This window comes from Nocardioides sp. J9, from assembly GCF_007829375.1.
In the GTDB taxonomy this organism is placed as follows: Bacteria; Actinomycetota; Actinomycetes; order Propionibacteriales; family Nocardioidaceae; genus Nocardioides.
Map to the genome: position 1 here is coordinate 37,681 of NZ_VLJQ01000024.1, position 19,971 is coordinate 57,651.

20 protein-coding genes and 1 pseudogene are annotated in these 19,971 nt (G+C 74.4%); 9 read left to right on the forward strand and 12 right to left on the reverse strand.

Going from position 1 to position 19,971, the window contains the following annotated elements:
• Positions 1-219 precede the first annotated feature (219 nt).
• The 10 genes from L615_RS02525 to L615_RS02570 all read right to left on the reverse strand — a co-directional run bounded on the left by L615_RS02525 (position 220) and on the right by L615_RS02570 (position 6,611).
• Complete coding sequence (locus L615_RS02525; RefSeq protein WP_028656149.1) at positions 220-651, reverse strand: pilus assembly protein TadG-related protein; 432 nt, start codon at positions 649-651, stop codon at positions 220-222.
• Positions 648-1,109 (reverse strand): hypothetical protein, encoded by a 462-nt coding sequence (locus tag L615_RS02530; RefSeq protein WP_028656148.1) that lies wholly within the window; start codon positions 1,107-1,109, stop codon positions 648-650. The genes L615_RS02525 and L615_RS02530 overlap by 4 nt, the downstream gene beginning before the upstream one ends.
• Complete coding sequence (locus L615_RS02535) at positions 1,106-1,495, reverse strand: TadE/TadG family type IV pilus assembly protein (RefSeq protein ID WP_028656147.1); 390 nt, start codon at positions 1,493-1,495, stop codon at positions 1,106-1,108. The genes L615_RS02530 and L615_RS02535 overlap by 4 nt, the downstream gene beginning before the upstream one ends.
• Positions 1,492-1,674 carry a hypothetical protein gene (locus L615_RS02540; protein WP_036518157.1) on the reverse strand — a complete coding sequence of 61 codons (183 nt, stop codon included), beginning with the start codon at positions 1,672-1,674 and terminating at the stop codon, positions 1,492-1,494. The genes L615_RS02535 and L615_RS02540 overlap by 4 nt, the downstream gene beginning before the upstream one ends.
• 27 nt (positions 1,675-1,701) lie before the next feature.
• Positions 1,702-2,631, reverse strand: coding sequence for a type II secretion system F family protein (locus L615_RS02545; protein ID WP_145724015.1), 930 nt, complete (start codon positions 2,629-2,631; stop codon positions 1,702-1,704).
• The gene (locus tag L615_RS02550) at positions 2,628-3,479 is read right to left on the reverse strand and encodes a type II secretion system F family protein (protein WP_028656145.1); all 852 of its coding nucleotides are present in this window, start codon (positions 3,477-3,479) and stop codon (positions 2,628-2,630) included. Before L615_RS02550 ends, L615_RS02545 begins: the two co-directional genes overlap by 4 nt.
• On the reverse strand, positions 3,479-4,759 hold the full coding sequence (locus L615_RS02555; protein ID WP_145724016.1) for a CpaF family protein: 1,281 nt from the start codon (positions 4,757-4,759) through the stop codon (positions 3,479-3,481). Before L615_RS02555 ends, L615_RS02550 begins: the two co-directional genes overlap by 1 nt.
• Positions 4,760-4,930: 171 nt before the next feature.
• Positions 4,931-5,503, reverse strand: coding sequence for a DUF3618 domain-containing protein (locus tag L615_RS02560; protein ID WP_028656144.1), 573 nt, complete (start codon positions 5,501-5,503; stop codon positions 4,931-4,933).
• Positions 5,476-5,922 (reverse strand): phage holin family protein, encoded by a 447-nt coding sequence (locus L615_RS02565; protein ID WP_145724017.1) that lies wholly within the window; start codon positions 5,920-5,922, stop codon positions 5,476-5,478. The genes L615_RS02560 and L615_RS02565 overlap by 28 nt, the downstream gene beginning before the upstream one ends.
• Positions 5,919-6,611 carry a hypothetical protein gene (locus tag L615_RS02570; protein WP_145724018.1) on the reverse strand — a complete coding sequence of 231 codons (693 nt, stop codon included), beginning with the start codon at positions 6,609-6,611 and terminating at the stop codon, positions 5,919-5,921. Before L615_RS02570 ends, L615_RS02565 begins: the two co-directional genes overlap by 4 nt.
• 152 nt (positions 6,612-6,763) lie before the next feature.
• Between L615_RS02570 and L615_RS24560 the strand changes: the two are divergent.
• Positions 6,764-7,120 (forward strand): annotated as a pseudogene (locus tag L615_RS24560) (Fur family transcriptional regulator); the annotation flags it as partial.
• A 102-nt stretch (positions 7,121-7,222) separates the two neighbouring features.
• On the opposite strand, the gene L615_RS02580 reads toward L615_RS24560, so the two are convergent.
• Complete coding sequence (locus L615_RS02580; protein ID WP_028656142.1) at positions 7,223-7,741, reverse strand: TspO/MBR family protein; 519 nt, start codon at positions 7,739-7,741, stop codon at positions 7,223-7,225.
• 95 nt (positions 7,742-7,836) lie between these two features.
• On the opposite strand from L615_RS02580, the gene L615_RS23030 reads away from it, so the two are divergent.
• From L615_RS23030 to L615_RS02605, 6 genes are all read left to right on the forward strand, one after another.
• Positions 7,837-8,004 (forward strand): hypothetical protein, encoded by a 168-nt coding sequence (locus L615_RS23030; protein WP_186449690.1) that lies wholly within the window; start codon positions 7,837-7,839, stop codon positions 8,002-8,004.
• 433 nt (positions 8,005-8,437) lie between these two features.
• Positions 8,438-11,314, forward strand: coding sequence for a BTAD domain-containing putative transcriptional regulator (locus L615_RS02585; RefSeq protein WP_186449691.1), 2,877 nt, complete (start codon positions 8,438-8,440; stop codon positions 11,312-11,314).
• Positions 11,315-11,393: 79 nt separating this feature from the next.
• Positions 11,394-11,915, forward strand: coding sequence for an N-acetyltransferase (locus tag L615_RS02590; RefSeq protein WP_145724020.1), 522 nt, complete (start codon positions 11,394-11,396; stop codon positions 11,913-11,915).
• 59 nt (positions 11,916-11,974) lie between these two features.
• A complete protein-coding gene (locus tag L615_RS02595) occupies positions 11,975-13,309 on the forward strand; it encodes a hypothetical protein (RefSeq protein ID WP_145724021.1) in 1,335 nt (444 codons plus the stop codon).
• A 71-nt stretch (positions 13,310-13,380) separates the two neighbouring features.
• Positions 13,381-13,659: a hypothetical protein gene (locus L615_RS02600; protein ID WP_145724022.1), complete on the forward strand. Its 279-nt coding sequence runs from the start codon at positions 13,381-13,383 to the stop codon at positions 13,657-13,659.
• A gap of 93 nt (positions 13,660-13,752) precedes the next feature.
• Positions 13,753-14,718, forward strand: coding sequence for a hypothetical protein (locus tag L615_RS02605; protein WP_145724023.1), 966 nt, complete (start codon positions 13,753-13,755; stop codon positions 14,716-14,718).
• An 18-nt stretch (positions 14,719-14,736) separates the two neighbouring features.
• Here the strand turns inward: L615_RS02605 and L615_RS02610 are convergent, their stop codons facing one another.
• The gene (locus L615_RS02610; protein ID WP_028656137.1) at positions 14,737-15,186 is read right to left on the reverse strand and encodes an Lrp/AsnC family transcriptional regulator; all 450 of its coding nucleotides are present in this window, start codon (positions 15,184-15,186) and stop codon (positions 14,737-14,739) included.
• Between the two features lie 160 nt (positions 15,187-15,346).
• Between L615_RS02610 and L615_RS02615 the strand changes: the two genes are divergently transcribed.
• Both L615_RS02615 and L615_RS02620 read left to right on the forward strand, forming a co-directional pair.
• Entirely contained in the window at positions 15,347-16,444 is a 1,098-nt protein-coding gene (locus L615_RS02615) for a Glu/Leu/Phe/Val dehydrogenase (RefSeq protein WP_145724024.1), read from the forward strand.
• On the forward strand, positions 16,441-19,935 hold the full coding sequence (locus L615_RS02620; protein WP_145724025.1) for an indolepyruvate ferredoxin oxidoreductase family protein: 3,495 nt from the start codon (positions 16,441-16,443) through the stop codon (positions 19,933-19,935). Before L615_RS02615 ends, L615_RS02620 begins: the two co-directional genes overlap by 4 nt.
• The last annotated feature ends 36 nt before the right edge of the window (positions 19,936-19,971 follow it).

Consider the following 19,971-nt stretch of genomic DNA (forward strand, 5'->3'; position numbering starts at 1 on the left):
TTTGACTGGCCGGAAACCCGCCTGTGGACTGGAGATTCTCCCTCCACCGCCCGCCTTCAGGGCCCGGCGGTTTCGAGGCTCCTCGCTGGCGCTCGTCGCACCTCAACCACCGGGATTAACGCGGCCACCGGAGGGGCCCCATCGCCGGTGGTTGAGGTGCGAGGCCGCCCGCGGCCGAGCCTCGAAACCACCGGCCTCGGTGCCGGGACGGTGCCCAGCTCACTCCAGCGGGTCGACCACCGCCGAGCCCACCGACCGCACGGACGCCCGCGCCGGCGCGCCGGGCAGGCCGAGCGGCAGGTCGACCGACGCGGTCAGCTCGACCACGATGCGCGTCCCGTCCACCCGCACCGATGTCCGGAGGCCGGGGTGGTCGCGGTGGGCGCCGGAGGCACGCAGGTAGGCGCGGACCGCGCGCTCGGCCTCGCGGCGGGAGATGGCGAGGTCGCCGCGGCCCAGGCCGCCGTCGTACACGTCCTGGCCCTGGGCGCCGAGGTCCGCACCCTGCAGCGCGGCGCCGTCGGCGAGCTCGTCGAGGCGCTGGCGGGCGAGGTAGGCGGCACTGGCGTCGACGACGGCGGCCACGAGCAGGAGGATCACCGCGACGAAGGCGACGATCAGGGGCGTGGAGCTGCCGCGCTCGCGACTCATCGACGCTCGACCTCCTGGTAGCGCCCGATCGGCACGGAGTGCTGGGCAGTGAGGCGGAAGCTCGGTGAGCCCGAGCCGAGGACGTCGGGCAGCAGGGGCAGCGCGACGGCGGACTCGATCCGCACCGTGATCACGGAGGTGCCGGAGTGGCAGCTGCGCGGGTACGGCGTGCAGGTGACCGTCACCCGCACCGGCACGTCCTCCAGTCCCTGGTCAGCCAGCGCCTGTCGCGCGACCGCGGCAGCCCGCTTCTCCCCGGCCGCGTCGGTCGGGGCGAGCGCGTAGGCGCGAGCGGCGGACCGCGCCGCCCCACTGACGCCGAACGAGCCGCGCTGCACCTCGAAGACCGAGACCACGATCCACAGCAGCGGGAGCAGCAGGAGCACGCCCATCCAGATCACCTCGACCAGCCCGCTCCCCCGCTCGTCGCGGGCCGGCAGGCGACGCAGCCGGCTCATCGCGGACGCTCTTCCACGGCGGTGCCGGACACGCTCAACCCGACCGCGGGGCCACCGAGCCCGAGCGCCGGGACCTCGGCGTTCACGACGACCTCGATCGCAGGTGCCCCGCCGACGGTGACGCGACGGACCCGGACGTCGCGCGCGTACCTCTTCCCCACCGCGTCGGCGATCTGCGACCGGGTGCGCGCGACGCCGTCGCCGGGGCTGCTGCCCGAGGTCGCGGCGAGGCGGGCCCCCTCGGCGGCGGCTGCGGCGAGCGTCGTGCGCACGTGCAGCACCAGCGCCACCTGCACGATGCCGAGCACGAGCGGCAGCAGCACCACCGAGACCAGCGTGAAGTCGACCAGGGCCGAACCGCGCTCGTCCCGCCGACGGGCGGTCACCGCACCGAGTTGAGCGCGGACTGGAGGATCGCCAGCAGCTGCGGGCGGGCGAGGGCGAAGACCGCGACGCCCAGCGAGATGGTCATGATCGTGACGAGGACCCAGCCCGGGACGTCGCCGCGCTCGTCGCGCTGCCGCCAGCGCCGTCGGGCCAGGTGGATCGGTGTCCGGTGGTGCACGGTGGTTCCTTCCCGAGAGGTGCTGGTTCAGTAGCTGAGCGTGAGGCCGATGAAGCCCGGCCAGAAGGCGAAGACGACGGTCACCGGCAGCACGAGGAACACCACCGGGACCATCATGAAGATCTCCTTGCGCGAGGCCTGCTCGATGAGCGCGCGGCGCCCGGCCTCACGGACGTCGGAAGCCTGGGCGTGCAGGACGTCGGCGAGCGGCGTGCCGCGCTCGACGGTGACCGCCACGGCGTGGGCGAACCGAGCGACGACGGGCACGCCGGACGACGCGGCGAGCCGGTCGAAGGCGTCGGCGACGGGCTCGCCGGTGCGGATCCGCGCCAGCACGTCGGCCAGGTCGCGGGACAGCTCGCCGCCGCTGCGGCGGACGACCCGGGCCAGCGCGGCGACGGGTGCCTCGCCGGCCGCGACGCTGAGGGCGAGGAGCTCGGCGACGGTCGGGAACTCCGCGACGATCGCGGTCTCGCGCTGTCGCACCTGCGCGGAGAGCCGGTTCTCCCGCAGCATCACCCCGAGCATGCACGCACCGACGCAACCGATCAGCAGCGGCAGCGGGTTGCCCGGGTTCGTCCAGCTGTGGAGCAGGCCGTACGCCGCAGCGACGCCGAACCCGGCCAGGCCCCACAGCACCTGCTGGACGCGGAAGTCGTGCACCTCCAGGTCGATCCCGGCGCGGTCGAGCCGCCGGCGGACGGAGGCGGAGCCGCCCAGCACCCGCTCCACACCATCGGCCGCGCGGCGCAGCAACGGCCCGAAGACTGCCGCCACGGCGTTGCCCGGCGGCGCGCCAACCGCGGGGCCGCGCTGCGGGGGCGCGAGGTCGCGGACGTACGGCAGGACGCGCAGCTCGAGGGGCGGCCGACGGATCACGACGACCCGCGCGGCGACGAGGAGCAACCCGGCCGCCGTACCGAGGCCGAGCAGGCCACCCCAGATCCCCAGCGTCATCGCAGGATCCGCCGCTCGACGGGCAGCCGGCCCAGCCGCATCATCAGCCGGTAGGCCAGCACGCACACGCCCGCGCCGGCGACGAGCACCACCGCACCTGCGGCGCTCTGGTAGCGCTGCACCACCTCCGGCTGGGTGGACATCACGAGCAGCACGACCCACGGCGCCGCGACCGCGACCCGCGCCCCGTTGACCGCCCACGACTGGCGCGCCTCGAGCTCCGAGCGCGTGCGCAGGTCGTCGCGCAGGTAGCCCGACAGGTTCCGCAGCAGCCGGCCGAGCTCGCCACCACCGACCTCACGCGCAATCCGCAGGCCCTCGACGACACGGTCGCCGACCGGATCGGCCAGGCGCTCCTTGAGGCGGTCGAGGCAGTCGCCGAACCGGCCGGACACCTGGTAGTCGAGGGCGAACGCCTCGAAGGACGGTCGCAGGGCGTCCGGGCCGCGGACCGCGAGGGCGGCGACGGCGTCGGGCAGCGACATCCCCGCACGTACGGCGGAAGCCAGGTCGTCGACAGCCTCGGGCCAGACCTCGGCGAACTCCCGCTGCCGGCGCCGCGCGCGCCCGCGGACCACCGCGAGCGGCAGGTATCCCGCCAGCGCACCGAGCACCAGCGCGATCGGCACCGTGCGGGTCAGCCCCAGCACGAGCACCGTCGCGAGCAGGGCACTCCCGGCGCACAGCGCGGCCAGCGAGCGCGGCGCGACGTCGCGCAGCCCGGCCTCGGCGAGCAACCGGCGGGTGCCGCTCTCCTTCGAGGCCGCCACCGCCGGCCGCGGGGAGCGGAAGGCCGACCACACCAAGAGGCACCCGATACCGAAGGCGAGGCCGACCAGGGCACCCATCAGTCGGCATCCTCGTTCAGCAGCCGCATGACGTCGATGCCCAGGCGCTGGAACTGCTCGAGCCGCGGTGGCAGCCCGATCCCCCGCGCCAGGCGGCCGTCGCGCCACTCGAAGACCGGCTCGGTCTCGATGACCTCAGCCTCCATGCGGCCGGGGACCGCGACGACCTCCACCACGCGGCGCGCACCCGACGGGTCGAGCGCGAGGTGGACGACGAGGTCGACGGACGCCGCAACGGTGGGGACGACGAAGCGGGCCGAGATGTTCTCCCCGGCCAGCAACGGCAAGGTGCAGGCCTTTGTCAGCGCCTCGCGCGCACTGTTGGCGTGCAGCGTGCACATCCCGGGCAGCCCGGCGTTGAGCGCGAGCAGCAGGTCGAGGCACTCCTCGGCCCGCACCTCCCCCACGATCAGCCGGCTCGGGCGCATCCGCAGCGACTCCTTGACCAGGTCGCGCAGCCGGACCTCGCCCGTCCCCTCCAGTCCCTCCTGCCGGGTCTGCAGCGCGACCCAGTCCGGGTGCGGGAACCGGATCTCGAAGACCTCCTCGGCGGAGATCACCCGCTCCCCACCGGGGATCGCGGCCGCCAGGCAGTTGAGCATGGTGGTCTTGCCGGCCTGCGTGCCGCCGGTGACGAGGATGTTCAGCCCCGCCCGCACCGACGCCTCGAGGAAGCGCGCGGCCGCCGGCGTCAGCGTGCCGAGGTCGACGAGCTCGGCCAGCCGCGTCGCGCGCACCACGAACTTGCGGATGTTCACCGCCGAGAACCCGCGCGAGATCCCCTGCAGCACCACGTGCAGCCGGTGCCCGGCGGGCAGCATCGCGTCGACGAACGGGCGGCTCAGGTCGATGCGGCGCCCCGTCGACTTCAGCATCCGCTCGACCAGCTCGGTCACCTGCGCCTCGGTGAGCACGAGGTTCGTCAGCTCGTGCCGTCCCTGCCGCGCGACGAAGACGCGGTCCGGGCTGTTGATCCAGACCTCCTCGATCGTGGGGTCGTCGAGGAAGGGCTGCAGCGGCCCGAAGCCCGCCACGCGGGCGACCAGCTCCGACACCAGGGCGCCGGGATCGGCCACCGGGGCGACCACACCGGTCAGGCTGCGCTCGTCGTGCTCACGCACCAGGGCGGTGGCTAGGCGACGCACCGCAGGGACCTCGCGCTGCGGGTCGAGCCCGTCGCGTCGTACGGCGGCGCGGAGCTCCTCGTCCAGCCGGGCGACCACCTCGTCGGAGGCAGGCGCCACCACCGGCGGCTGCACGGGTGGCTGGAGCAGGGCCATGGCGACTCCCCCGAGATAGGACTCCTTGGCTGGCTCCGACCGTATGCCAACCCGGGTCCGTCCGGTAGGGGCCCGTGACCGGTTGTGGACAACCGGGCCGCGCAGGCGTCCGGAAGCGCCGACGCCCGCCCGTAGGAGGACGGGCGGGCGTCGACTGTCCCACGAAGGGAGTCAGGTGCCTGGAGCCTGACTCCTGACGTCGTCGGCCGCCGAGCGGCCTTCGTCCTTGAGGTGGTCGGCAGACTGCTGGGCGCTGGCCCTGACCTCCTGGGCCGCCTCGGTGGCGGACTGCTGGAGGTGCTGGCCCATCTCCTGGCCGACGGCCTTCGCCTCGTCCACGAGCGGCGAGTCCTTCGCGGCGTCGGTGAGGCGGCCGGCGAGCTCGGTCTCCTTCGAGCTCGGCGGGATGAGGGCGGAGATGACCAGGCCCGCGCCGAAGGCGGCAAGGCCGGCGCCGATGGGCGATCCCTCGGTACGACGCTGCACGGCGTTGATGCCGGACTCGGCGGCGCCCTGCACGGACCCGGCCGCGTCGGAGACCGACGGAGTGGACCCACCCACGTCGTGGGCGGTGCCCATCACCGAGTCCTTCATCGAGGACACCCGGTGCCGCACGGCGGTCTTGCGCCGGTCGACGATCCGGCCCGGGCTGACCCGGTCGTAGAGGGCGTCGACGTCGCGGGAGAGGTCCTGCCGCGTCCGGTCGATCCCCGTGGTCATCCGTTCTTCAGCTGCCTGGCCCATGCCGCGTCCTCCTTCAGGGTCTTCTGCGTGGTCTCGAGCTTGGGGTTGAACGACTTCAGTTCCTTGCGCCCCGACATCGCCATCACCGCCGCCGCGACGCCCCACAGCGCCGCGACGACCAGTGCTGCCCATCCGGTGTGCATCCAGCTGTCGAGCAGGAACAGCAGGGCGAAGGAGCCGAAGAGGAGCGCGAGGTGGCCGGCCACGCCGGCTCCGCCGACGAGGCCGACACCCTTGCCCGCCTTGGTCGCCTCGGTCTTGAGCTCGGCCTTGGCCAGCTCGACCTCCTGCTTCACGAGCGTGGTGAGGTCGGTGGCGATGTCGCCGACGAGCTCGCCGAGGGTGCGATCCTCAGCGGTCGCGTCGGTCCCTGCGGGACCGGTCTCCTGCGCCGTGGGTCGCGTCTGCTGCGCGGTCACGGCGTGCCTGCCTGTCCGGTGGGGCCGTCGAAGCCGGGCACCGGCGAAGGTGCGGGCGGCGGCGGAGCAGGCTGGGTCGGGAGTCTGGTGGTGCCGGTGGCGGAGTTCGCCTCGTCGAGGGGCGCACCGGCCGCCGTACCACCCGTCGGGGTGGCGGAGGTGCCGGCGGCGTGCGTGCCGCCGCTGGTGTTGGCCTCCCTGGCACCGCGCACCACTCGTCCGGCGACGACGCCGGCGGCGAGCGCGCCGAGCAGGAAGGTGCCCGGGCGGCGGCGGGCGTAGGAGCGGACCTGGTCGAGGAGCTCGCCGGGCTCGCGGTCGCGCAGCTGCTGCGTGAGTGCTGTCGCCTTGTCGCCGACCTCGCGGACGACGTCGTGCGCGAGTCCGTTGCCGGCGCCCTCGCCGCGGGCCATCCGCTCGAGGTCGTCGGCGAAGCCCTGCAGGGTCGTCACGAGGCTGTCGAGCTGGGAGCGGCCCTGGCTCTCGACCTCCGTACGGGCCTGGTCGAGCAGGCGGCGGGCCTGCTCCTGCGCGTCGGCGGCGACGGCCCTCGCCTCGTCCCTCGCCTCCGCGGCGAGCTGGCGACCGTCCTCCTTCGCGGTGGCGGCCGCGTGCTTCGCCTGCTCGGCGGTGCCGCTGTCGGCGATGCCGGTCTGGTCCTGGGTCCCGGGCGGGTAGTACGTCGTCATCGCTCCTCCTTCCATCCGTGGATCGGTGCGTTGGCCGCGCCGTACCCCGGCCCGCGGCGGCAAGACGGCTCGCAGGAGCAGTGATCCGATTGGTCCGCCGAGGCGCGGCGTGTTCGTGACTCAGTCCAGATCAGCGGGGTACCGCGCGGCTCATGACCGATCCCGAGACTCGGCTACGGGACGCCGGCCTCCGCGTCACGCCTCAGCGCCTGGCGGTCGTGGCGGTGCTCGACCGGGCGCGCAGCGAGGGCGCGCACCTGGTCGCCGGGGAGGTCGCCGCGCGCAGCCGGGAGATCCTCGGCCGGGTCTCGCCGCAGACCGTCTATGCGTGCCTCGACGCGCTCACCGCGGCCGGGCTGGTGCGCCGGGTCTCGCTGCCCGAGGGGCCGGTGCGCTTCGAGGCCGCCACCGGTCCCGACCACCACCATCTCGTGTGCAGCCGCTGCGATCGGATCGTCAACGTGCCCGGGCCCGCTCCGCGCGCGCCGCAGGAGCTGGTCGAGCGGACCGGCTTCGAGGTCGGGTACGCCGAGACGGTGCACGTCGGCCTGTGCCGGCAGTGCCGTGCGGACAACCGTCCCGAGCGGTCCGGGCCGGCTCGGAGCGGGACGTCAGTTGAGGACGACGATCGCGGCGTTCAGCGCGGTGGCGTAGCCGACCCACAGCAGGTACGGCACCATCAGCCAGCCCGAGCCCCTCGCGCCGCGGCGGAAGAAGACCACGATGGTGGCGGCGATCGCGGCCAGGAGCACGACGATCTCGGCGAGCGCCCAGGTGTAGAGGTCCTCGGCGAAGAAGAGCGGCGTCCACGCAAGGTTGAGGGCGAGCTGCACCGACCACAGCACCAGCGCGAGGTTGCCGGCGTGCTTGCGCCACGCCCACCAGCCGGCGATCGCGATGAGGACGTAGAGGATCGTCCACATCGGGCCGAACAGCCACGACGGCGGCGCGAACCACGGCTGGTCGAGGCTCTTGTAGGTCGCCCGCGACGACGTCGACGCCAGGCCGCCCAGGGCCGAGACGGCCGCGACGGCGACGGCGAAGGGCACCAGGCCGAGCCACGTCGTGGCCTTGTCGAGGGGCCGGTCGGGCCGCCCGGCCGGGGCGTGGTCCTGCGTCGCGGTCGCCATGGAGCCAGTGTGGCAAGCGAGTGGTGAACGCTCGTTGCGCTCGTGCGGGATGCTCGCGCGGCGTCGTCGCGGCATCCACGCGGCATGATGGAGGGGTGAGCACCGCCCGCGCCGCCCTCGACCGCTGGATCGCCTCCGGCGGCCAGTGGGACGTGGTCGCCGAGTCCGGCGACCGGGTGACCGTCGCGCTGTGCACCTGCGACGGCGGCGAGGAGATGGACCGCGTGGTCCTGCTCCGCGACGAGCTGCCCGAGGCTGGGTGAGGGCGGCTCGGGACGGGGACGGGCAGGTGCTCGTCGTACGCGCGCCGGCCGCTGTAACACGTTGATCGCGGCTCTGGCGGCCGGCTGACCGCTGTCACACGTCGTCCGCCCACCTACGCGCCCCGCGACCGCGGATAACCCGCGCTGGGTGCGGCTGGAACAGACGCCAACGGGCGGCAAGAGCCGCGATCAACGTGTTACATGGCGGGCCGGCCGCGCGCCGGCCGCTGTCACACGTCGTTCGCTGACGTACGCGCCACGTGACCGCGGAGAACCCGCGCTGGGTGCGGCTGGAACAGACGCCAACGGGCGGCAAGAGCCGCGATCAACGTGTTACATGGCGCCGCCGCCGACGGCTCCTCGGGCAATCTCCTGCACCGCCGACTGCGCGCCCATAGCCTTGCCCGGTGTCCGGCGGCAGGAGGGTGAGCGAGTGAGCGACGTCCCGCTCCGGCTGCTCGGTCCCCTGGCGGTCCTCGACGCAGCCGGTGAGCCGGTCGACGTCGGCTCGCCCCGGCACCGGGAGACCCTCGCCGCGCTGGCCGTCGACGCCGGTCGCGTGGTGTCCACCGACATGCTGCTCGACCGGGTGTGGGGCGAGAGCGGGCGCGGCGGCACCCTGGCGAACCTGCAGGCCGTGATCTCCCGGTTGCGCGCGCGGCTGCGCGAGGCCGAGGTGCCGGCCGAGATCGTCACGGCGCCGCCCGGCTACCGGCTCGAGGTCGACCTCGCCGCGATCGACGCGCACCGCCTCGCGACCGGCCTCGACCGGGCGCGCGAGGCGCTGGCCGCCGGCGACGCCCCGGCCGCCCGGGAGCACCTGGCCACCGCGCTCGGCTGGTGGCGTGGCGAGCCGCTGGCCGACGTGCCGCAGATGTTCGCCCGGGCCGAGGCGCTGCGCCTCGAGGGCCTGCGGCTGACCGGCGAGGAGCTCGCCGCCGAGGTCGACCTGATGATCGGCGACGCAGCGGCCGCCGTCGTACGCCTCCAGGACCTGGCCGCCCAGCACCCGCTGCGCGAGTCGGTGCGCGGGCAGCTGATGCGCGCGCTCTACCTCGCCGGGCGGCAGGCCGACGCCCTCGAGGAGTACGCCGACCTCCGCGCCCGCCTCGTCGAGGAGCTCGGCGTCGACCCCGGTCCCGCCGTGCAGCAGCTGCACCAGCAGATCCTCGAGCAGGACCCGGCGCTGCGACCGGCGACCCAGCCGGCGCCGGCCGCACCGGCGACCACCCCCGGGCCGCCCGCTGCCGAGCCGCCGCGACCGAGCCGGATCCCTTCCACCGACCTGCTCGGCGAGCTGGTCGGCCGCGACCGCGACGTCGACTACCTCGTCGACCTGCTGCGCGCGCCGACGTCCCGGCTGGTCACCGTCACCGGCGTCGGCGGCTGCGGCAAGACCAGGGTCGCGCTCGCGGTCGCGCACGCCGCTGAGCGGCACTTCGCCGACGGGGTGACCCTGGTGCCGCTGGCGCCGCTGCGCGACCCGTCCGCGGTGATCCCGGCGATCGCGCACGCCGTCGGCGTCGCGGAGGGCGGCGACCCGTTCGCGGCGCTGCTCGACCTGCTGCGCGGGCGCGACCAGCTGCTGCTCCTCGACAACGCCGAGCACCTGCTCGACGCGTGGCCCGAGGTCGCGACCCTCGCGGCGGCCTGCCCGGGACTGCGGGTCCTCGTGACCAGCCGCACCCCGCTGCGGGTGCGCGGCGAGGTGCTCTACCCGCTCACCCCGCTGGACCTGCCGGCGGCCACCCGGCTGTTCGCGACGCGCGCCGCGAGCGTCGCGCCAGGCTCGGCGACCAGCGCGGACGACCCCGACGTCGTCGACCTCTGCCAGCGCCTGGCCGGCATCCCGCTGGCCATCGAGCTCGCGGCGGCCCGGGTCCGGCTGCTCACGCCGGCCGACATCGGCGCCCGGCTGGCGGACGTGATGGCCGCCGAGGGCGCGCGCGACCTCCCGCCGCGGCAGCGCACGATGCGCGCGGCGATCGACTGGAGCTTTGAGCTGCTCTCCCCCACCGAGCAGGCGGTCTTCCCGCGGCTGGCCGTCTTCGTCGGCGGCTTCGACCTCCGCGCCGCCGAGGCGGTGCTGGCCGATGTCCTCGACCGCCGTACTGACGGCAGCACGGACAGCAACCACGGCGGCAGCGCGCTGGCGGTGCTCGAGACCCTCGTCGAGCAGTCCCTCGTCGTCGCCGAGCCGAGCGCCGGCGGCACGCGCTTCCGGCTGCTCGAGCCGGTCGCGCAGTACGCCCTGACCCGGCTCTCACCCGCCGACGAGCGGGTCGCCCGCGACGCACACCTGCGCCACTTCACCGACCTCGCCGCCCACTACGAGCCCTCCTTGCGCGGCCCCGGCACCGTCGACACCCTCGCCGGCATCGAGCGCGAGCACGCCAACCTGGTCGCCGCCGTCGAGTGGTCGCTCGCGTCCGGGCAGGCCGACGCCGGCGGCTGGCTCGGCTGGCACCTGTGGCTGTTCTGGTGGGTCCGCGGCGCGCTGCGCGAGGGGCGCCGCCTGATGGAGGGTGTGCTCGCCGGCGCGCAGGACGACCGCGTGCGGGTCCGTGCCGGCGCGGTCTCCTCGGCGCTGGCTTTCGCCCAGGGCGACCTCGCCTTCGCCCGCGCCGGCTGGGCTGTCGCCTCCGACCTCGCCCGGGCGACCGACGACGTCGAGGGCCTGCCCTACGCGTACGGCGGCATCGGCCTGGTCGCGCTCGCCGAGGACGACCTCGACACCGCGGCGGCGGTGTTCACCGAGACCATCGACCTGACCGTCGTCGCTGGCCTCGGCGGCGAGTGGCTGTGGACGCTGTCGCACGTGTGGCTCGGCACCGTCGAGCTGCTGCGCGGCGACGCCGACCGGGCCGCCGCGCTCGTCGACGCCGCGCTCGACGCGGGCCGGCGCCGCGACGACCCGCTCGCGGTCTACATCGCCCTGTTCACCGCGATCCAGGTGTCCGTGGTCCGCGGCGACTTCACCCGCGCCCGCGCCCAGATCCGCGAGGGCGTCACGCTGAGCATGGACACCGGCGACCACGCCAACCTCGCCTACCTGCTGGAGGCGCTGGCCGTCGTCGAGTCCCTCGACGGCGACGGGGACCTCGCCCGGGTGGGCGTGCTGCGCGGCGCCGCCGCCGAGCTGCGGGCCGGCGCGGGCGGCAACGTCTACGGCTACTACCGGCCCGACGAGGCGCTGATCGAGCAGGCGTCCGCCACCGCGCGCGCGACCCGCGGGCCGTCGTACGACGACGACGTGGCCACGGGCCGGGCGCTCGACGTGGCCGCGATGGCCGCGCTCGCCGACGCCTGAGCGAGCGCCGCCAGGCGGCCCCAAGCACCCGCAAGCCGATCCCAAGGGCACCGCAAGCGCGCGCGGACAAGGTCGTCCCATGACCACCGAACCCGCAGCCTGGCTGCCTGACGACTGGGCCCACCCGACCCGGGTCGCCCTCACCGACCGCCACCACCTCCGGCCGATGGGGCCCGCCGACGTCGACCTCGACCTGCCCGCCGTGCGCGGCTCCCGCGACCGGCTCTGGTCCATCTACGGCCAGGCCTGGGGCTGGCCGCCAGTGCACCTGAGCCGCGAGGCCGACATCGACGACCTCGCCCACCACGCCGCCGAGATCGAGGCCCACGAGTCCTTCCTCTACGGCCTCTTCGACGCCGACGAGACCGCTCTGCTCGGCTGCCTGTACGTCGACCCGCCGGCCAAGGTCGGCGCCGACGCCGACATCTCGTGGTGGGTCGTCGACCCGCTCGTCGGGTCCGACCTCGAGGCCGCGCTCGACGCCTTCGTGCCCCGCTGGATCGCGGCGGAGTGGCCCCTGGCCCGGCCGCGGTACGTCGGCCGCGACCTGTCGTGGGCCGAGTGGCTCGCACTGCCCGACCTCGTCCAGGAGACCGCGTGAGCACGCCCGGGCACCCCCGCCCCCGAACCGTCCGCCTCCCCCGACCCGAGAGGACCACCATGCGCACCCGCACCCGCCGGCTCGCCACGCTCGCCGCGGCGATCCTCACCGCCGGCCTCGTCGCGGCCCCACCGATCACCGGCGCCGCAGCCGCCGCCGAGAGCGAGTGGCAGGACGGCTACTCGCAGTCCGACACGATCATCAACTGCTGGACCGGCACGCCCACCGTCGGCGTCAGCGGCAACACCGGCTGGCGCTCCCCGACCGGCCAGGTGCCGAAGGTCGGCGAGAAGTTCTACCTGCGCGGCTACGTCGCCCTCGTCGGGCTGCCGTGCAGCGACAAGGTCTACACGATCCCCGAGATCCTCCCGCCGCCCGGCCTCGCCTACCCCGAGGAGCCGGTCATCTGGGGCATCAACCAGGTCGACCAGCCGGGCACGCTGACCGACGCCGACCTCGGCATCTGGGACGGCGTCAACGGCGGCATCGCGCTGACCCAGGCCGACGGCGAGCCGTTCGTCCTGCGCCGCGGCCAGATCCTGGAGTTCCAGTTCCCCGTCGTCGCGACCCGTGAGCTCAAGGGCACCGCGACGCAGGCGCCGACCTGCCAGTCCCGCCGCGACGGCACGGCGCCCTGCCCGGTCTCGCAGTCCGGCGACCACCTGCAGGTCGCGTTCACCGTCACCGGCCACGGCAGCGACAAGCAGTACGTCACGCCGTACGTGCCGCTCTTCGCCACGAAGGCCGGCACCGGTGGTGGCGGCGGTGGCGGTGGCGACTCCACCCCGCCGAGCACGTCGCTGTCCGGCGGCCCGGCGAACGGCGCCATCACCACGTCGACCTCGGCGTCGTTCACGCTCGGCTCCTCCGAGGCCGGGTCCAGCTTCGGCTGCAGCCTCGACGGCCGGGACCGCGCCTGCACCGCCGGCAAGCACACGCTGACCGGGCTCACCCCCGGCACCCACGTGTTCCGGGCCAGCGCGACCGACGCGGCCGGCAACACCGACCCGACGGCCGCGACCCGCACCTGGACGGTGCCCGTGCCCGCGCGCTCGCTCAAGCGCTCGGCCGGCTGGAAGCTGGCGTCCGCCCCGGCGGCGTACGGCGGCAAGGTGGCCACGACCTCGCGCCGCGGTGCCTCGCTGACCTACCCGGTGAGGAAGGCGCGCCGCGTCGCACTGGTCGCCAGCGGCGGCAGCACCCACGGCACCGTGCGGGTCTACGCCGGCAAGCGCCTGGTGAAGACGGTCAAGCTCAGGACGGCCCGCACCACCACCAGGCGGGTCATCCCGGTCACCACGTTCGGCTCGGCCTGGTCCGGGACGATCAAGGTCGTCGTGGTCTCCTCCGGGCGTCCGGTCCGGGTCGAGGGCCTCGCCGCCCCGACCCGCTGAGCACCCGCTGACCAGCAGTGATCCCGATCTCCGCGGCGACTGCCGCCGTCGCTTCCGGGCACCCTCGCGTCATGGCTGTCTGCATGGCATGGCTCGGTGACCCGGCGGTCGTCGCGGAGGTCCGCTCGGCACCCGGCCCGTGGCGCGAGATGCACGAGGCCGGGCCGGGCCTCCTCCTGATCGAGGCGACGGACACGCTGTCCCGGGTCTTCCACGAGATCAAGTGGATGATCCCCGACGACTGCCCACTCCTCGTCGCTCCGCTCGACCACCGTCCGAAGGCCCGGGGCGCGGCCGCCGGCACGGTGTCCTGGCTCCGCTCGCGCCTGCCCCTCCCCGACCGGGACTGACCGGCGGCCTGGGGCGAGAAACCCGGTCCCGGCCGGCAACCCGGCGGCCCCGCCGGGCGTACCTCTCTCGACAACCACCCCAGGAGAACAGCCATGACCACTATCCCCCGCCGTGCGCTCCGCGCCGGCCTCGGCGCCACCTGCGGCGCCGCCCTCCTCGCCCTCGCCGCCGCACCGGCCGACGCCGGTGCCCCGACCCGCATCGACGCCGAGTACTGGGGCGCAAGCTGCGTCGCCGACCTCGGCGACGGCCACACCCTCTTCCTCGTCGGCGGCGGCGCCACCGACGGCTCCGAGGGAGGCGTGAGCGCGTTCGTCGAGGACGCCGACGGCGGCCTCGTCGCCCAGGGCGAGGCGACCGAGCTCACGTTCGGCAGCAGCTTCGCCGCGACCGTCCCGCTCGACGACGGCCACACCTTCGCCGTCGCCGCCGACGCCGCGCCCGGAGAGACCACCACGGAGCAGGTCGACGAGCGCGACGGCAACCGGTGGACGAAGGGCACGAGCACCTACACCGAGATGACGCTGTCCGGCACCACGGCGTCGTACGACGGCGCGCCGGTCGAGCTCGCGAGCAACGCGTGCACCGCCGACATCACCGGCTTCCACGTGCGCAGCAACAACCCCGCCGCGCACGTGAGCACCTGGCACGACTTCGGCTCCGACATCTGCGCCGTCCCCGGCCTGCCCGACGGCGAGGTCCGGCTCAGCGGCCAGCTGCCCGACGTCGTGGTCGAGGTGGTCCTCGACCACGGCGAGGCCGGCGCGGAGAAGGCGCAGGGCACGCTGCGCATGCCGAGCGGCCGCGGCACCCTGCACACCGACGTCGTCGACCTGTTCACCGGGGAGACCAGCGCCCGCGCGAGCATCGGCGTCACCCTGCAGCAGGCGGGGACGAAGCAGCGCGAGGTCGGCGTCGAGGAGGGCGCCACGCAGCGGCAGACCGTGACGCCGTACCTCGCCACGATCGACGTGGTGCTCGCCGACGGCCGCCGCGGCACCGCCACCTGCGCCGCCGCCGCGGTCACCACCCAGGTCCGGCTCACGCCCGGGCGCTGAGGGACGAGCCGCCCCGGCTCACCCCATCCGGGTCCACTGCTCCAGGACCACCAGCGTCTTGGTGCTGGAGATCTGGCCCCCGGCCCGCAGCCGGCTGACCACCCGCCGCAGGTCCTCCACCCCGTCGACCCGGACGCGCAGCAGCGCGTCCGGGTCGCCGGCGAGGGTGAGGACCTCCTCGACCTCGGGGATGCCGGCGACGTACTCCATGATCTGCGCGAGGTCGAGGTCGTCGGCGAACTGCAGCTCGGTCACCGCCTCGATCCCGCCGGTGATCCGGCCGTGGTTGATCTGCACGGTGTAGCGCTCGATCACCCCCAGCCGCTCCAGCCGTGCGATGCGTCGCTGGACGGGCGCGACGGTGAGCCCGACGGCCTCCGCGATCTCGCGCAGCGGGCGCCGTGCGTTCTCGCGCAGGAGGTCGAGGATCTCGCGGTCGGTCTGGTCGATGACGGCCGGTTCGCTCACGCAACAGATCGTAGGTCACGCAGTCGATCTGTTGCGCGCCCGTCGTGGCTGACCCCGAGGGCGTTGCCCGTCGTCGCCAAACTGGACGATCATGGTTGTGACCGGGCCCACCCAGGCCGCAGGCTCTGCGCTGACCCGTTCCTCGCGCACAGGAGAGCCGATGACCATCACCGCCCCGCACGCCGACCTCGTCTTCGAGCGCACCGACGAGCTGAGCGCCGCCGGCCACGAGCAGGTGGTCTTCTGCCGCGACGAGGCCAGCGGCCTGCGGGCGATCATCGCGATCCACGACACCCGCCTGGGCCCGGCCCTGGGCGGCACCCGCTTCCACCACTACGCCTCGGAGGCCGAGGCGCTGACCGACGTGCTGCGCCTCTCGCAGGGCATGACCCACAAGGCCGCAGCCGCCGGCCTGCCGCTGGGTGGCGGCAAGGCCGTCATCATCGGCGACCCCGCGACGACGAAGACCCCTGAGCTGCTGGCCGCCTACGGCCGCTTCGTCGACACCCTCGCCGGCCGCTACTTCACCGCCGCCGACGTGGGCACCACCGCCGACGACCTCGACGTCGTCGCGACGCGCACGAAGTACGTCGTCGGCCACAACGGCGGCTCCGGCGACAGCGGCTTCTCCACCGCGTACGGCGTCTTCTGCTCGCTGCGCACCGCCGCCGAGCACCGGTGGGGTCCCGACGGCCTGCGCGGGCGCAGCGTCGGCGTCGAGGGCGTCGGCAAGGTCGGCACCCACCTGGTCCGCCTGCTGCTCGAGGCCGGCGCCCGGGTCACCGTCGCCGACCCCTACGAGCCCGGCGTCACGCGGCTGCGTGCCGCCCATCCGGAGGTCGAGGTCCGTGGCTCGGTCCTCGACGCCCCGGTCGACGTCTACGCCCCGTGCGCGCTGGGCGCGACGCTGACCCCCTCGTCGGTCGACGCCATCCGCGCCAGCGTGGTGTGCGGCGCCGCCAACAACCAGCTCCTGCACTCCTCCGTCGCCGCGCTGCTGCAGCGCCGCGACATCACCTGGGTGCCCGACTTCGTGGCGAACGCCGGCGGCCTGATCCAGGTCGCCAGCGAGATCTGGTCGCGCACCCCCGAGGAGGTGCGTGCGGAGATCGGCGCGATCGCCACCACCGTCGAGGCCATCCTCACCCGCGCCGCGGCCGAGGGCCGCACCACCAGCGACGTCGCCGCCGACATCGTCGCGGAGCGGCTGGCCGCCGCCCCGTCCGTCCCCGAGAGCACCCCGGAGGTGCGCGCATGACCGAGCTCCTCGACCGCCCCGGCACCCCGGCAGAGCCGGCTGCGCCGTACGACCTGGACGACCGGTTCCGCCACGACGCGCCGCCGGTGCTGCTCACCGGCGTGCAGGCCATCGCCCGCCTGCTCGTCGAGCACCGCGCGCTCGACCGCCGCCGCGGCCTGCACACCGCGACCTTCGTGTCCGGCTACCAGGGCAGCCCGCTCGGCGGCCTCGACAAGATGCTGTCGGGGATGAAGGACGTCCTCGACGAGAACGACATCCGCTTCGTACCGGGCCTCAACGAGGAGCTCGCCGCCACCGCCGTGTGGGGCAGCCAGATCGACCTGCCGGCCGCCAGCTCGAAGTTCGACGGCGTCACCGGCTTCTGGTACGGCAAGGGCCCCGGCGTCGACCGCGCGACGGACGCCCTGCGCCACGCCAACATGTACGGCGTCAACCGCCGCGGCGGTGCCGTGCTGCTCGTCGGCGACGACCCGGCGTCGAAGTCGTCGACCGTCCCGGCCGTCAGCGAGCGCTCGCTCGCTGCGCTCGGCATCCCGGTGCTCTTCCCGCGCAACGCCACCGAGATCGTCACCCTCGGCCTGCACGCGGTCGAGATGTCGCGCAACACCGGCTGCGTCGTCGCACTGAAGATCGTCGCCGACGTCGCCGACGGCGCGTGGGTCGTCGACGGCGCCGACCTCGGCGTCGACCCCGTCATGCCGACCATCGACTGGAACGGCAACCCCTATGCCTACACGCAGAGCCCGATCGTGCTGCGCCCGGCGATGATCGTCGGCGCCGAGGCCGAGCTGGTCGGCCCGCGCACCGCGCTCGTGCACGAGTACTCCGCCCGCAACGGCCTGTCCGTCACCGAGGTCGACGCCCCCGGCGCCCGCACCGGCCTGGTCGCCTCCGGCAGCTGCTTCGACTCGCTGCGCCAGGCGCTCACGGACCTCGGGGTCTCCGACGAGGACCTCGCCGCCGCCGGGATCCGCGTGCTCCGGCTCGGCATGATGAGCCCGGTCGAGCCCGAGGCGGTGCACCGCTTCGCCGAGGGCCTCGACGAGGTCATCGTGGTCGAGGACAAGACCTCCTTCATCGAGACCCAGGTCCGCGACCTGCTCTACGGCACGCCGGGCGCGCCGCGGATCCTCGGCAAGAAGGACGCGAACGGCAACCTGCTCATCCCCGCGGACGGCGAGCTCACCTCGGGCCGCCTGCTCGCGCCGCTGCGCCACCTGCTGCAGGACCGGCTGNCCAGCCGCTCGGCGTACTTCTGCTCCGGCTGCCCGCACAACCGCTCGACCGTCCTGCCCGAGGGCTCGCTCGGTGGCGGCGGCATCGGCTGCCACGCGATGGTCACCATCTCCGACCGCCCCTCCAGCGCGGTCACCGGCGTCACCCAGATGGGCGGCGAGGGTGCGCAGTGGATCGGCCAGGCCTGGTTCACCGAGGCCGAGCACATGTTCCAGAACGTCGGGGACGGCACCTTCTTCCACTCCGCGCAGCTGGCCGTGCAGGCCTGCATCGCCGCGGGGGTGAACATCACCTACAAGATCCTCTACAACGACGTCGTCGCCATGACCGGCGCGCAGGACGCCGAGGGCGCGCTGCGGGTGCCGGCGCTGACCCACAAGCTGCACACCGAGGGCGTCAAGCAGATCATCGTCGTCGCCGACGAGCCCGAGCGGCACAAGAAGCGCGACCTGGCCCCCGGCACGCTGCTGTGGCACCGCGACCGCCTCGACGAGGCGCAGCGGATGCTGCGCGACATCCCCGGCGTCACCGTGCTGATCTACGACCAGCACTGCGCCGCGGACGCGCGCCGCCAGCGCAAGCGGGGCACGCTCCCGACGCGCACCAAGCGGGTCGTCATCAACGAGGCGGTCTGCGAGGGCTGCGGCGACTGCGGCCGCAAGTCCAACTGCCTCTCGGTGCAGCCCGTCGACACGGAGTACGGCCGCAAGACGCGGATCGACCAGACCTCCTGCAACACCGACTACAGCTGCCTGGACGGCGACTGCCCGTCGTTCGTGACCGTCGAGACGGCGCCGGTCACGCGCCGGGCGAAGCGGGCGGCCCGCAAGGCCGCCGCGGCGAAGGCTGCCGGTGCGGCGAAGTCCGGCAGGTCCGGCGGCAAGAAGTCGTACCCGACCCCGCCGAGCGTCGACCCGAGCGTCGCCGAGGACCGGGTGGACCACACCCAGAACGTCTTCATGGTCGGCATCGGCGGCACGGGCATCGTGACCGTCAACCAGGTGCTCGCCACGGCCGCCCTGCGCGCCGGGTACGCCGTGGAGTCGCTCGACCAGACCGGCCTCAGCCAGAAGGCGGGCCCGGTCGTGGGCCACCTGCGCTTCGCCGCCGACGACCTCGAGCCGGCCAACCGGCTCACGCCCGGCTCGGCGGACTGCTTCCTGGGCTTCGACCTGCTCACCCTCGCCGAGGACCGCAACCTGCAGTTCGGCAGCTCCGCGTGGACCCGCACGGTCGTCTCCACCAGCCGCACCCCCACCGGTGCGATGGTCGAGGACCCGTCGGTGCAGCACCCGGACGAGGCGGGCCTGCTCGAGCGGGTGCGCACGGTGAGTGCCGAGATGTTCGACTTCGACGCCCTCGAGGCGGCGGAGCGGATCTTCGGCAACACGACCGCCGCGAACTTCCTGCTCGTCGGTGCGGCGTACCAGACCGGCGCGCTGCGCCTGCCGGCCGCCGCGATCGAGGAGGCCATCGGGATCAACGGCACCGCCGTCGCCGCCAACGTCGCCGCGTTCCGCTGGGGCCGCGTCGCCGTGACCGACCCGGCCGCGTTCCGCGCCGCGGGCTCGCGCCCAGCACCGGCGCGCGAGCGCCACGTCCCGGCGTCCGTCGCCGCGTCCGGCCTGGAGGGCGAGGTGCGCCGCCTCGTCGAGCTGCGCGCCGCCGACCTGGTCGACTACCAGGACGAGAAGCTCGCCGATTCCTACGTCGCGCTGGTCGCCGAGGTGGCCCGCGCCGAGCAGGCCGCCGGCACCGGCACCCGGTTCACCGAGGCCGTCGCGCGCAACCTCTTCAAGCTCACGGCCTACAAGGACGAGTACGAGGTGGCCCGCCTGCTGACCGACCCGGCGTTCCTCGCCGAGACCGGCGGCGCCTTCCCCGGCGGCACGATCGCCTTCCAGCTGCACCCGCCGGCGCTGCGCGCGATGGGCCGCACGAAGAAGATCTCCTTCGGCCCGAAGTCGCACGGCTCGCTGCGGGCGCTCGCGAGGATGAAGAAGCTGCGCGGCACCGCCGCCGACCCGTTCGGCCGCGCCCACGTGCGCAAGGTCGAGCGGGAGCTGCGCGACCACTACCGCGCGACGGTCACCGGCCTGGCCCGTGAGCTGGGCACCGGCGACTACGAGCGCGCGGTGCGCATCGCCGAGCTGCCGGACATGGTCCGCGGCTACGAGGAGGTCAAGCTCCGCAACGTCGAGGGGTACGTCGCGGCGCTGGTCGAGCTGGGCGTCACCCCGCCCGCAGTCTGACCGCAGTCTGACCGCACGGCGGCCGGGTGGGCGGCC

Excerpts from the sequence above, each read along its gene's own strand:
- L615_RS02525 (WP_028656149.1), bottom strand. The coding sequence starts at position 651 with ATGAGTCGCGAGCGCGGCAGCTCCACGCCCCTGATCGTCGCCTTCGTC.
- L615_RS02530 (WP_028656148.1), bottom strand. The coding sequence starts at position 1,109 with ATGAGCCGGCTGCGTCGCCTGCCGGCCCGCGACGAGCGGGGGAGCGGG.
- L615_RS02545 (WP_145724015.1), bottom strand. The coding sequence starts at position 2,631 with ATGACGCTGGGGATCTGGGGTGGCCTGCTCGGCCTCGGTACGGCGGCC.
- L615_RS02550 (WP_028656145.1), bottom strand. The coding sequence starts at position 3,479 with ATGGGTGCCCTGGTCGGCCTCGCCTTCGGTATCGGGTGCCTCTTGGTG.
- L615_RS02555 (WP_145724016.1), bottom strand. The coding sequence starts at position 4,759 with ATGGCCCTGCTCCAGCCACCCGTGCAGCCGCCGGTGGTGGCGCCTGCC.
- L615_RS02560 (WP_028656144.1), bottom strand. The coding sequence starts at position 5,503 with ATGGGCCAGGCAGCTGAAGAACGGATGACCACGGGGATCGACCGGACG.
- L615_RS02570 (WP_145724018.1), bottom strand. The coding sequence starts at position 6,611 with ATGACGACGTACTACCCGCCCGGGACCCAGGACCAGACCGGCATCGCC.
- L615_RS02580 (WP_028656142.1), bottom strand. The coding sequence starts at position 7,741 with ATGGCGACCGCGACGCAGGACCACGCCCCGGCCGGGCGGCCCGACCGG.
- L615_RS02590 (WP_145724020.1), top strand. The coding sequence starts at position 11,394 with ATGACCACCGAACCCGCAGCCTGGCTGCCTGACGACTGGGCCCACCCG.
- L615_RS02595 (WP_145724021.1), top strand. The coding sequence starts at position 11,975 with ATGCGCACCCGCACCCGCCGGCTCGCCACGCTCGCCGCGGCGATCCTC.
- L615_RS02600 (WP_145724022.1), top strand. The coding sequence starts at position 13,381 with ATGGCTGTCTGCATGGCATGGCTCGGTGACCCGGCGGTCGTCGCGGAG.
- L615_RS02605 (WP_145724023.1), top strand. The coding sequence starts at position 13,753 with ATGACCACTATCCCCCGCCGTGCGCTCCGCGCCGGCCTCGGCGCCACC.
- L615_RS02615 (WP_145724024.1), top strand. The coding sequence starts at position 15,347 with ATGACCATCACCGCCCCGCACGCCGACCTCGTCTTCGAGCGCACCGAC.